At 67.2% G+C, this 12,311-nt stretch carries 11 protein-coding genes; 7 read left to right on the top strand and 4 right to left on the bottom strand.

The window, feature by feature from the left end; all coding sequences use genetic code 11:
• Positions 1-247 precede the first annotated feature (247 nt).
• From N0B71_RS01935 to N0B71_RS01925, 3 genes are all read left to right on the top strand, one after another.
• Complete coding sequence (locus N0B71_RS01935) at positions 248-1,618, top strand: PepSY-associated TM helix domain-containing protein (protein ID WP_259756906.1); 1,371 nt, start codon at positions 248-250, stop codon at positions 1,616-1,618.
• A gap of 129 nt (positions 1,619-1,747) precedes the next feature.
• The gene (locus tag N0B71_RS01930) at positions 1,748-2,254 is read left to right on the top strand and encodes a copper chaperone PCu(A)C (protein ID WP_259756905.1); all 507 of its coding nucleotides are present in this window, start codon (positions 1,748-1,750) and stop codon (positions 2,252-2,254) included.
• Entirely contained in the window at positions 2,254-2,796 is a 543-nt protein-coding gene (locus tag N0B71_RS01925; protein ID WP_259756903.1) for a GNAT family N-acetyltransferase, read from the top strand. Before N0B71_RS01930 ends, N0B71_RS01925 begins: the two co-directional genes overlap by 1 nt.
• A 104-nt stretch (positions 2,797-2,900) precedes the next feature.
• Here N0B71_RS01925 and N0B71_RS01920 read toward each other — a convergent pair whose 3' ends face one another.
• From N0B71_RS01920 to xseA, 4 genes are all read right to left on the bottom strand, one after another.
• Positions 2,901-3,299, bottom strand: a complete 399-nt coding sequence (locus N0B71_RS01920) for a ribosomal maturation YjgA family protein (RefSeq protein WP_259756902.1) — start codon at positions 3,297-3,299, stop codon at positions 2,901-2,903.
• Positions 3,299-4,135, bottom strand: a complete 837-nt coding sequence (locus tag N0B71_RS01915; protein WP_259756901.1) for a M23 family metallopeptidase — start codon at positions 4,133-4,135, stop codon at positions 3,299-3,301. Before N0B71_RS01915 ends, N0B71_RS01920 begins: the two co-directional genes overlap by 1 nt.
• Positions 4,136-4,653: 518 nt before the next feature.
• Positions 4,654-5,409 carry a M15 family metallopeptidase gene (locus N0B71_RS01910; RefSeq protein WP_259756900.1) on the bottom strand — a complete coding sequence of 252 codons (756 nt, stop codon included), beginning with the start codon at positions 5,407-5,409 and terminating at the stop codon, positions 4,654-4,656.
• Between the two features lie 6 nt (positions 5,410-5,415).
• A complete protein-coding gene (xseA, locus tag N0B71_RS01905; protein ID WP_259756899.1) occupies positions 5,416-6,795 on the bottom strand; it encodes an exodeoxyribonuclease VII large subunit in 1,380 nt (459 codons plus the stop codon).
• A 148-nt stretch (positions 6,796-6,943) separates the two neighbouring features.
• On the opposite strand from xseA, the gene guaB reads away from it, so the two are divergent.
• The 4 genes from guaB to tadA all read left to right on the top strand — a co-directional run bounded on the left by guaB (position 6,944) and on the right by tadA (position 12,222).
• On the top strand, positions 6,944-8,413 hold the full coding sequence (gene guaB / locus N0B71_RS01900; protein ID WP_259756898.1) for an IMP dehydrogenase: 1,470 nt from the start codon (positions 6,944-6,946) through the stop codon (positions 8,411-8,413).
• A gap of 82 nt (positions 8,414-8,495) precedes the next feature.
• Entirely contained in the window at positions 8,496-10,073 is a 1,578-nt protein-coding gene (gene guaA, locus N0B71_RS01895; protein ID WP_259756897.1) for a glutamine-hydrolyzing GMP synthase, read from the top strand.
• A gap of 239 nt (positions 10,074-10,312) precedes the next feature.
• On the top strand, positions 10,313-11,716 hold the full coding sequence (locus tag N0B71_RS01890) for a multicopper oxidase family protein (RefSeq protein WP_259756895.1): 1,404 nt from the start codon (positions 10,313-10,315) through the stop codon (positions 11,714-11,716).
• Entirely contained in the window at positions 11,704-12,222 is a 519-nt protein-coding gene (gene tadA / locus N0B71_RS01885) for a tRNA adenosine(34) deaminase TadA (protein WP_442964644.1), read from the top strand. Before N0B71_RS01890 ends, tadA begins: the two co-directional genes overlap by 13 nt.
• Positions 12,223-12,311: the final 89 nt, after the last annotated feature.

Genomic DNA, 12,311 nt, shown 5'->3' with positions numbered 1-12,311 from the left:
TGGTTTGGTCATTCCAAATGAACGACGAGTAACGCAGCGCTGCGCAAAACTCGGCTCGTCCCTTCGGGTTGCGCGTCAAATCACGCCATGCGTCGTTACGGGACTTGAAAAGGGAATGACCATTTCCTGCGCCCCGTGCCTAGCCTGGCGTGATTTGACGCGGCAACGCGGCTCACGTCGAAGCACCATCAGACCCTGATACCGGCCCCCGCCGGACGGGGGCCTCCTTGCGTGAGGAGATCAACGAATGCAGAAGAAGACATTCGATTTCTACAACCTGGCCTGGCGCTGGCACTTCTATGCCGGGCTGTTCGTCGCGCCGTTCATGATCCTGCTGTCGATCACCGGGATCATCTACCTGTTCAAGCCGCAGCTCGACCCGCTGATGTACCGCGACCTGCTGCAGGTGACACCGGGCGAGGTGCGGCTGTCCGCCGACGAGCAACTGATGCACCTGCATCACCAGAAACCGCAATTGCAGGTCAGCCAGTACCTGCCGGCGCCGGCCGCCGACCGCAGTGCGCAATTCGTGGCGCAGCTGGAAGGGCGCGAGGTGAACGCCTTCGTCGATCCGTATAGCGGCAAGCTGCTCGGCGTGCAGGACGGCAAGTCCAACCTGCAGGCAATGGCCCGCGCGCTGCACGGCGAGCTGATGATCGGCACCGTCGGTGACCGGCTGATCGAGCTGGCCGCCGGCTGGGGTATCGTCCTGGTGGTGTCCGGCCTGTACCTGTGGTGGCCGCGCCAGCGTTCGCTGCGCGTGCTGCTGTGGCCGGACCTGTCGCGCCGGGGCCGCGCGCTGTGGCGCGAGGTGCACCTGGTGGTCGGCTTCTGGGGCTCGTTGCTGATGCTCTTCATGCTGCTCACCGGCATGACCTGGACCGGCTTCTGGGGCAAGACCTTCGCCGACGTGTGGAACCGCTTCCCGGCGCCCATGTGGAACGAGGTGCCCAAGTCCGACCTGGAAGCACGCACGCTCAACCAGGCGCACCGCCAGACCATCCCCTGGGCCATGGAAAACACACCGATGCCGATGTCCGGCGGCGACCACGCCGAGCACATGGCCCATGGTTCGGGCGGCATGGCGATGCCGCAGATCAGCCTGCAGCAGGTGGTCGATACCGCCGACCGGGCCGGCGTGACGCCGGGCTATGCCATTGCCCTGCCCAAGGGCGAGCAGGGTGTGTTCACCGTTTCGGTGTTCGCCGACGACTCGCGCAACGACGCCACCCTGCACATCGACCAGTACACCGGCAAGGTGCTCGCCGACGTGCGCTGGAAGGACTACGGGCTGGTGGCCAAGGGCGTTGAGTCCGGCGTGATGCTGCACGAAGGCAAAATGTTCGGCCTGTTCAACCAACTGCTGATGCTCGCCGTCTGCCTGATGATCCTGCTCAGCGCGGTCAGTGGCCTGTGGATCTGGTGGAAGCGCCGCCCGCAGGGGCGGCTGGGCGTGCCGCCGATGCCCCACGCGCTGCCGGTGTGGAAGGGTGGGGTGGCGATCATGGTCATCCTCGGCGTCGCCTTCCCGCTGGTGGGCGCGTCGCTGCTGCTGGTATGGGCGCTGGACTGGGCGGTGCTGTCGCGGATCAAGCCGCGCCGCCCGGCCCTGGGCTGATGCCTGTGGTGTTTCAACCTGACGCCTGCCGCGAGGCAGGCTATGCTGCGGCGCGATCGTTGCGCCCGCGGCCCGATGGATTCCCGCCATCCCGGCGGACCCGATCACAAGCCAACTGGAGTCTCGAACATGCGTAAATCCCTGCTCGCTTTCGCTGTGCTGCTGGGCTTCTCCGGCGCCGCCATGGCCCACGAATACGAGGCCGGCAACCTGCACATCGACCACCCGTGGTCGCTGCTGCTGCCGGCCAACTCGGTGAACGGCGCCGCCTACTTCATCGTGCAAAACCACGGCAAGGAGGCGGACCGCCTGCTCGGCGCCGACACCGAGCGCGCCGCCAGCGCCGAGGTGCACCAGCACGTGGAGAAGGACGGCATGATGAAGATGCAGAAGGTCGAGGGCGTGGATATTCCCGCTGGCGGCAAGATCGTCTTCGCGCCCGGCCAGTACCACCTGATGCTGTTCGGGCTGAAGAAGCCGCTGGCCGATGGCGAGCGCTTCCCGCTGACCCTGCACTTCCAGAAGGCCGGCGATGTGAAGGTCGAGGTCGCGGTGCAGAAAGACGCACCGCTCTCTAAAGGAACAGACGGGGGCACGGACATGGGCCACGACATGCACGGCATGAACCACAACTGATGAGCGACCGGCTCCTGCGCCCGCTGGTGTGGGCGCAAGACAGCGAGTGGCTGCTGGGGTTCGACGGCAGCTACTCCAGCGACTCGATGCTGCGCATCGAGAGCGCCGCCGATGGCTTCATCCTGCGCGAGGAACGCCTGGCAGAGACGCAGACCAAGCGCTATCCCTTCGCCGACCTCGAGGACGATGTGACGGCGGCGGACTGGACCGCCGTGGTCGTCGACGAGGAGGGCGAGCGCCTGGGGTTCGCCATCGCCCACTATGAAATCTGGAATCGCCGCGCGGTGCTGGACGACCTCTTCGTCCTCGCCGCCGCGCGCGGCCAGGGCGTCGGCGTGCAACTGCTGGAAGGCTGCCTGGCATGGGCGCGCGGCACCGAGGCGCGCCACCTGTGGCTGGAAACCCAGAACCTCAACGTGCCGGCGGTGGGCTTCTACCGCTCCCGTGGTTTTGCCTTGAGCGGGCTGTCCACCGACCTCTACGACCCGGCGCAGGTGCTGCCCGGGGAGATGGCGCTGTATTTCAGCTACCCGCTGGCCTGAGGGCCGTTTACACGCTGCTGCGCGTCGGCCGTAGGGCGTTGGATAGCGCCCTCGGATGCTCGATTACAGCGCGTAGATACCGCTCTTCGGGCACTCTCCGCCTACTACGGCTCTAGCTCACGAGCGTGTAAGCGGGCCCTGAGGGCCAGGCGCGCCGCGAGGATGAGCGCGAAGCCGATGCCGTAGGCCAGCACGTCCAGCCAGTCGGGCGTGGCGCCGAGCACGATGCGCAGCGCGCGGTTGCCGATCTGCCAGTGAAAGATCGCGGCGAGGTACTGGCCGAATTCGATGATCAATCCACAGCCCAGCGCCGCAGCGGCCAGCCAGTGGGCAGGAGCATCGATAGCTGCGCGCAGCAGGCAGTACAGCCAGATCACCGCCAGCACGTCGCCGCCGAAGCCGCGCAGCCAGCCAAGGTTCGCCCCGGCCGTGGCCAGAGTGATGAGCACGGCGAACCAGAGCAGCGCGAAGAGCGCACTGCGCCCATCGAAACGGATCCGCATCAGGGCTTGAACGCGCCGATGAAGATTGCCGGATCGACGCGGGTGTCGTTGAGGCTGACGTTCCAGTGCATGTGCGGCCCGGTCGCGCGGCCGGTGGCGCCGACCCGGCCGACCACGTCGCCACGGGCGAGCTGATCGCCGAGTTTCACGTCGATCTTCGACATGTGGCAGAACATGCTGATGAAGCCCTGGCCGTGATCGACGAACACGGTGTTGCCATTGAAGAAGTAGTTGCCGATCAGGATCACCTTGCCGGCGGCCGGCGTCTTGATCGGGGTGCCGGCGGGCACGGCGAAGTCCAGCCCGGAGTGCGGGTTGCGCTCCTCGCCGTTGAAGAAGCGGCGCAGGCCGAAGGGGCTGGAGAGCGGGCCGTTGACCGGCTTGTCCAGCACCAGGTTGCTCGGCGTGCCAGGGCTGAAGCTGCGGTAGGCCTCGGTCTGCTCGGCCAGTTCGCGGTTGATGCGCTTGAGGTCTTCGGGCAGCGGGTTTACCTGGCGGGTGTTCGAAAGTCGGATGCGCTGCTCTTTATAATGCTTGCTGCCCACGCTGAAGCCGAGGTTGCGGCTGGCGCCGGCCTGCTTCACGACGATCTGCTGGCTGCCGGCCTTGGCGGTCAGCGGGATGCCGACGATGGCGATCCAGTCGCGGCCCTCCTCGCGCACCACCAGCACCGGTTTGCCCTGGAAGGTGGCGGTGGGGACGGCGGCATCCTGGCCCAGCTGCACCACGGCGACGCCGCCGGGCACCGGCTTGTTCAGCGTGCGGCTGATGAAGCCCTCGGCGTGGGCGGAGAGGGTGACAAGGGAGGCGAGGAGCAGGCAGCAGAATCGGAACATGGCGCTATCCGTGGACATGGCGGCGGACGAAGCGGGCAGTCTACACGGGCCTTTCGGCTGGGCGGGGCGATTTCGTCGAAAGCGGAACGGCTTGGCGAGCTGCTATTGCTCTTCTTAGGAGCGAGCTCCCGGCGCGCTTTCGTCGGAGCAGTTGTCTTCTTCTGTGGAGTCCGTGCCGATGCATCCCTCTCACCCCAGCCCTCTCCCTCAGGGAGAGGGAGCAGTCCGAGCCGATTGACGCCAAGGTTTCATCCTGCGCCGAACGGTCCCCTCTCCCCTTGGGAGAGGGCTAGGGTGAGGGCCAAGCCGAGCGCAGATATATCCCGCAGGAGCGGACCTTGTCCGCGAAATCCATCCGGCGCGCCCGGAACGACCCGGCGTGGATGCAACCTTTTCGCGGACAAGGTCCGCTCCTACAGGCAGTCCTGCCCGCGGGCATTCCGCCAGCGTAGGAGCGGACTCCGTCCGCGATGGGCCCGCATCACGCAAGGAAGGTCCCGGACGGCGCCCGTTGCAAGCTACCGACGCAGCCCTTCGAGCTGCTGGCGCCATAGCTGTTCCAGCCCCAGCACCTGCGCCGGCCCATAGATGGCGTGCGGCTTGCCCAGGTGCGCGGCCCACAGCTGGTCGCCGTAGTCGTAGTGCCACCACTCGCTGGAAAGGTTGCTGAAACCCGCCGCCAGCATGGCGTTGAACAGCATCCGGCGGTTGTCCCGCACGCGCCGCTGGGCGCCGTCGGGCTGGGCGATCTCTTCGTAATGGCGGGTGTAGGAGCGCGGCGTCGCCTCGTCGAACAGGCTGCCCATGTCCAGCCAGCGGCCCTCGCTGTCGCACAGGGTCAGGTCGATGGCGCCGCCGGTCAGGTGCGGGCTGGGGGATTCGGCGCGGGTGCTGGGCGGCGCGACGAACTCGCGGGTGCGCCGGGTCAGCTCGCGCGGATCGGCGTCCGGCTCGTGCTGGCGGAGGATGTCGTAGAGCGTGTCATACAGGTGCTGCTGTACCGCGAACGGTCGCCAGGCATCGAGGATCACCAGGCGGATGCCGTCGGGCAGCAGGCTGGCGGCGTGCAGCAGGCGCTCGAAGACGTCCGTGCGGGCGTAGCATTCCGGCTGCGCGTTCGGCACGCCCAGGCGGTGATAGGCCGGCCACACCGCGAAGGCGGTGGCGATGCCCAGGGCCTGCAACGGCTGGTCGCACTCGACGATGGGCACGCGGAAGGCCTCGGCCCAGTCGGGATCGGGTTGCGGCAGGATCGGCGCGAGCAGGTCGGTCATCGGCGGTCAGTCCAGCAGGGAAAGGGTGACGGGCGCCTGGTGGTTGTCCTCCACGCGCACCTCCAGCTCGCCATCGCCCAGCCGGGCCTTGAGGCGCTGGCCGTTGCGGGTCTGCGCGGCGCTGCGGATGGCCTGGCCCTTGTCGTCGAGCAGGATGCTGTAGCCACGGCCGAGGGTCGCCAGCGGGCTGACGATGTGCAGGGTCTGCATCAGGCCGTCCAGGCGCTGGCGCTGCTCGCGCAGGATCGCGTGGGTGGCGCGGGGCAGGCGGGTGCTGAGGTTCTCCAGGCGCTGGCGCAGCAGGGCCAGGTTGCGGCCGGGGTGTTGCGCGGCGAGGCGGGTATCGAGCCGCGCGACGCGTTCCTGGCGGATGTGCAGCTGGCGCTCGAAGGCCCGGCGCAGGCGCATGTCCAGGTCGTCCAGGCGCTGGGACTGCTGGCGCAGGCGTTCGCCGGGGTGGCGCAGGCGCCGGGCGCAGCCTTCCAGGCGCAGCCGCTCGCGGGTCAGGCGGTCCTGGATGCGCAGGATCAGCCGGCGACGCAGGCCGTCCAGGCGTTGCTGCAGGTCGCCACTGTGGGGCGCCAGCAGCTCGGCGGCGGCCGAGGGCGTGGGCGCGCGCACGTCGGCGACGAAGTCGCTGATGGAAACGTCCGTCTCATGGCCCACGGCGCTGACGATGGGCGTCACGCAGGAGGCGATGGCGCGTGCCACCGGTTCCTCGTTGAAGCACCAGAGGTCTTCCAGCGAGCCGCCACCGCGAGCCAGGATCAGCGCGTCGAAGCCCTGGGCGTCGGCCAGCTTGAGCGCGCGGACGATCTGCCCGATGGCCTCGCGGCCTTGCACGGCGGTGGGGATGAGGGTCAGCTCGACCTGCGGCGCGCGGCGGCGGAACACGCTGATGATGTCGCGGATCACCGCGCCGGTGGGGGAGCTGACGATGCCGATGCGCCGGGGGTGGGCGGGCAGCTCGCGCTTGCGCTCGGCGGCGAACAGGCCTTCGGCGGCGAGCTTTTCCTTCAGGGCCTCGAACGCCAGGCGCAGCGCGCCGTCACCGGCCGGTTCGACGGCATCGGCGATCAACTGGTAGTCGCCGCGCCCCTCGAACAGCGAAACCTTGCCGCGCACCCGCACCGCGAGGCCGTCGCGCAGGGCCTGGCGCACGCGCAGGGCGTTCTGCCGGAACAGCGCGCAGCGCACCTGGGCGTTGCTGTCCTTCAAGGTGAAATACAGATGCCCGGATGCCGGGCGGGCGAGGTTGGAGATCTCGCCCTCGACCCAGACCTGCGGGAATACGTCCTCCAGCAGGTGGCGGGCGCGCTGGTTGAGCTGGCTGACGGTCAGAACCTCGCGATCGAGGCCCAGCCGTTGGAAGGGATCTTTCTGCATGGCGAAGGATGATAAGCGGGCCTGCGGACCGGGGCCAGCACACAAGGTTAACGAAGGTGTCGTTCAGATCGTCCGGTTACGTTGAGCCGCGCCCCCGAGCTGAGATATAATGCCGCGCTTCCATTTTTCCCGATCGGGAGCCCCCGCCATGCTGCGCATCAGCCAAGAAGCCCTCACTTTCGACGACGTCCTCCTGATTCCGGGTTATTCGGAAGTTCTACCCAAGGACGTGAGCCTGAAGACCCGCCTGACCCGAGGCATCGAGCTGAACATTCCGCTGGTGTCCGCCGCGATGGACACCGTCACCGAATCCCGCCTGGCGATCGCCATGGCGCAGGAAGGCGGCATCGGCATCATCCACAAGAACATGAGCATCGAGCAGCAGGCTGCCGAGGTTCGCAAGGTCAAGAAGCACGAGACCGCCATCGTTCGCGACCCGGTCACCGTGACCCCGTCGACCAAGATCATCGAGCTGCTGCAGATCGCCCGCGAGTACGGCTTCTCCGGCTTCCCGGTGGTGGAAGAGGGCGAGCTGGTCGGCATCGTCACCGGCCGCGACCTGCGCGTGAAGCCGAACGTCGGCGACAGCGTTTCCGCGATCATGACCCCCAAGGACAAGCTGGTCACCGCCCGCGAAGGCACCGCCCTGGAAGAGATCAAGGCCGCTCTGTACGAGAACCGCATCGAGAAGATGCTGATCGTCGACGAGAAGTTCCGCCTGACCGGCCTGGTGACCTTCCGTGACATCGAGAAGGCCAAGACCTACCCGCTGGCCTCCAAGGACGACGAAGGCCGCCTGCGCGTCGGCGCAGCCGTCGGCACCGGCGCCGATACCGGCGAGCGTGTGGCAGCCCTGGTCGCCGCAGGCGTCGACGTCGTGGTCGTCGATACCGCCCACGGTCACTCCAAGGGCGTGATCGACCGCGTGCGCTGGGTGAAGGAAACCTTCCCGCAGGTACAGGTCATCGGCGGCAACATCGCCACCGGCGAGGCCGCCAAGGCACTGGCTGACGCCGGCGCCGACGCCGTGAAGGTCGGCATCGGCCCGGGCTCCATCTGCACCACCCGTATCGTCGCGGGTGTCGGCGTGCCGCAGATCTCCGCCATCGCCAACGTCGCCGCTGCCCTGGAGGGCACCGGCGTTCCGCTGATCGCCGACGGCGGCATCCGTTTCTCCGGTGACCTGGCCAAGGCCATGGTGGCTGGCGCCTACTGCGTGATGATGGGTTCGATGTTCGCCGGTACCGAAGAAGCGCCGGGCGAGATCGAGCTGTTCCAGGGCCGTTCCTACAAGTCCTACCGTGGCATGGGCTCCCTGGGCGCCATGGCCGGTTCCACCGGTTCCTCCGACCGCTACTTCCAGGACGCCTCCGCCGGCGCCGAGAAGCTGGTACCCGAAGGCATCGAAGGCCGCGTGCCCTATAAAGGCCAACTGACCGCCATCGTCCACCAACTGATGGGTGGCCTGCGTGCCGCCATGGGCTACACCGGCAGCGCCGACATTCAGGACATGCGCACCAAGCCGCAGTTCGTTCGCATCACTGGCGCCGGCATGGCCGAATCCCACGTCCACGATGTGCAGATCACCAAGGAAGCGCCGAACTACCGCGTAGGTTGAGGGCTTCAAGGTAAATGAGTCGGACACGGGGCTGGTTGATACAGCCCCGTGTCGTTTGAGAATTTCGCTACGAGAGATGGCCATGGCCCAAGACATTCACGCTCACCGGATCCTGATCCTCGACTTCGGCTCCCAGTACACCCAGCTGATCGCCCGCCGCGTGCGCGAGATCGGCGTGTACTGCGAGATCCATCCGTTCGACATGAGCGACGACGAGGTTCGCGCCTTCGCCCCGCGCGGCATCATCCTGGCCGGCGGCCCGGAGTCGGTGCACGAAGCCAACAGCCCGCGTGCGCCGCAGGCGGTGTTCGACCTGAAGGTGCCGCTGTTCGGCATCTGCTACGGCATGCAGACCATGGCCGAGCAGATGGGCGGCAAGGTGCTGGGTTCGGACCTGCGCGAATTCGGCTACGCCCGTGTCGACGTGGTCGGCAAGGCGCGCCTGCTGGACGGCATCGAAGACCATGTGGACGGCGACGGCGTGTTCGGCCTCGACGTCTGGATGAGCCACGGCGACAAGGTCACCGAGATCCCGGCGGGCTTCCACATCCTCGCCAGCACCCCGAGCTGCCCGATCGCCGCCATGGCTGACGATGCCCGCGGTTACTACGGCGTGCAGTTCCACCCGGAAGTGACTCACACCAAGCAGGGCGGTCGCATCCTCTCCCGCTTCGTGCTGGACATCTGCGGCTGCGAAGCCCTGTGGACCCCGTCCAACATCGTCAACGACGCCATCGCCACCGTGCGCGCCCAGGTGGGCAACTCCAAGGTGCTGCTGGGCCTGTCCGGCGGCGTGGATTCCTCCGTGGTCGCGGCCCTGCTGCACAAGGCCATCGGCGACCAGCTGACCTGCGTCTTCGTCGACAACGGCCTGCTGCGCCTGCACGAGGGCGACCAGGTGATGGCCATGTTCGCCGAGAACATGGGCGTCAAGGTGATTCGCGCCAACGCCGAAGAGCTGTTCCTCGGCCGCCTGGCCGGCGTCAGCGACCCGGAGCAGAAGCGCAAGATCATCGGCAAGACCTTCATCGAGGTCTTCGACGACGAAGCCACCAAGCTGCAGGACGTGAAGTTCCTGGCCCAGGGCACCATCTACCCCGACGTGATCGAGTCGGCTGGCGCCAAGACCGGCAAGGCCCACGTGATCAAGTCGCACCACAACGTCGGCGGCCTGCCCGAAGACATGCAGTTCGAACTGGTCGAGCCGCTGCGCGAGCTGTTCAAGGACGAAGTCCGTAAGATCGGCCTGGAACTGGGCCTGCCCTACGACATGGTCTACCGCCACCCGTTCCCGGGCCCGGGCCTGGGCGTGCGCATCCTCGGCGAGGTGAAGAAGGAGTACGCCGACCTGCTGCGTCGCGCGGACCACATCTTCATCGAAGAGCTGCGCAACTTCGACTGGTACCACAAGACCAGCCAGGCCTTCGTGGTGTTCCAGCCGGTGAAATCCGTCGGTGTGGTCGGCGATGGCCGTCGCTACGCCTGGGTCGTGGCCCTGCGCGCCGTGGAAACCATCGACTTCATGACCGCTCGCTGGGCGCACCTGCCGTACGAGCTGCTGGAGAAGGTCTCGAACCGCATCATCAACGAGATCGAAGGCATCTCCCGCGTCACCTACGACGTGTCGAGCAAGCCGCCGGCCACCATCGAGTGGGAATGATCGAGGGGATTTAACATCCTCTTAACGAAGAAGGCGGCATGCTCGCCGCCTTCTTTGCAGGTAAGGGCGGGCGATGCCCGTCCTTGACCTGAGGCATGAGCGGCGCCGCCGTCCTCGTGCAGAGTCACCTCCGTGCAGCCGGCCGCCAGAGCCTGGCGCCGGGCGCGAAACGCGCCAACCTCCGTGAAAGCCGATGGGGTCGCAAGTCCCTTGAGTCCCTTGTTCGAGGATCTGGACCCATGTCGTTTACCCGTAGACAAGTACTCGGCGGCATCGCCGGCCTGGCCGTGCTCGGCCTGGGCACCGGTGGCGCGCGCCTCTGGCTGGCGCGCCCGGAAGTGGCCGCCGAACATGATTACGAGCTGATCGCCGCTCCCCTGGACCTGGAGCTGGTGCCTGGCCACAAGACTCCTGGCCTGGGCTATGGCGGCCAGGCTCCCGGCGTGGAAATCCGCGCGCGCCAGGGCGACTGGCTGCGGGTGCGCTTCACCAACAGGCTGGACGAGCCCACCACCATTCACTGGCACGGCATCCGCCTGCCCATCGAGATGGACGGCGTGCCCTACATCTCGCAACCGCCGGTGCAGCCGGGCGAGAGCTTCGTCTACCAATTCAAGACGCCGGATGCCGGCAGCTACTGGTACCACCCGCACCTGATGAGCAGCGAGCAGCTGGGCCGTGGCCTGGTCGGGCCGCTGATCATCGACGAGCGCGAGCCGAGCGAGTTCAGCAGCGAGAAGATCCTCTGCCTGAAGACCTGGCGCGTGGACGAGGAGGGCAATTTCACCGCCTTCAGCGTGCCCCGCGAGGCCGCGCGCGAAGGCACCCGCGGGCGGCTGTCGACCATCAACGGCGAACGCGCGCCGGTGATCGAGCTGCCCGCCGGCGAGATCGTCCGGGTGCGCCTGCTCAACGTCGACAACACCGTGACCTACCGCCTCAACCTGCCGGACGCCGAGGCGAAGATCTACGCCATCGATGGCCACCCGGTGGCGCCGCGCGACTTCGGCAAGGGCCCCAACGACCAGTACTGGATGGGCCCGGGGATGCGCCTGGAGCTGGGTATCCGTGGCCCGGCGGAAGGCACCGAGCTGTCGCTGCGCAATGGCCCGGTGCGCCTGGCGACCATTCGTGGCGTGGCCAACTCCAAGGCTCCGACCGCCCGGTGGCCGGCTGCGCTGCCGCATAACCCGGTGGCCGAGCCGGACCTGAAGAACGCCGAGACCATCAACTTCAAGTTCGAATGGGTCGGCGCCATGTCCGACTATTCCAAGGGCCAGTCGGCCCCCTCGCTGTGGCAGATCAATGGCGTGGCCTGGCAGGGTGGCGAGGAGCACAAGCACAACGCGCCGCCGCTGGCCAAACTCAAGGAAGGCAACAGCTACATCTTCGTGCTGCGCAACATGACGCAGTACCAGCACCCGATCCACCTGCACGGCATGACGTTCAAGGTGCTGGACTCAGATCGTCGGGAGATCATTCCGTATTTCACCGATACCTACCTGCTGGGCAAGAATGAGACGGCACGCGTGGCGCTGGTGGCGGATAACCCCGGCCTGTGGATGTTCCACTGCCACGTGATCGATCACATGGAGACCGGCTTGATGGGAACCATCGCAGTGGGTGAGGCATGGTGCGGCTGACCAACAGCAAAGGGCACCCGACGGTGAAGGGGCTGGTGCCGGTCATCGACCGCAGCCAGGACATCCCCTTCATGCGCGAGGCCCTGTCGCTGGCCGAGCAGGGCGCGGCGCTGGGCGAAGTGCCGGTGGGCGCCGTGCTGGTGCTGGACGGGCAGGTCATCGGCCGCGGTTTCAACCGGCCGATCACCTCCCACGATCCCAGTGCCCACGCGGAGATGGTCGCCATCCGCGAAGCCGCCGCCGCGGCGCAGAACTACCGCCTGCCTGGCAGCACCCTCTACGTCACCCTCGAACCCTGCAGCATGTGCGCCGGCCTGCTGGTGCACTCGCGCATCCAGCGCGTGGTGTTCGGCGCCACGGAGCCGAAATCCGGCGTGGTGGTCAGCCGGGGCAACTTCTTCGAGCAGGACTTCCTCAACCACCGGGTGCTGGTGGAGGGCGGGGTGTTGGGGGAGGAGTGCAGCGCGATGCTTTCTGCCTTCTTCAAGGCGCGGCGCAAGGGCTGAGCATTTTCCCGTTGTGATACTGGGCGTCTTGATGGGGGTACTGCGTCGCTTCGGTGTGCGCGCGGGCCTCTGGTTTCGCCCCCTCGGGC

The sequence above is a fragment of the Pseudomonas sp. GCEP-101 genome, assembly GCF_025133575.1.
GTDB classification, from domain to species: Bacteria; Pseudomonadota; Gammaproteobacteria; order Pseudomonadales; family Pseudomonadaceae; genus Pseudomonas; species Pseudomonas nitroreducens_B.
The sequence above is the reverse complement of the archived record's forward strand: the minus strand, read 5'-3'. Positions and strand labels throughout refer to the sequence as shown.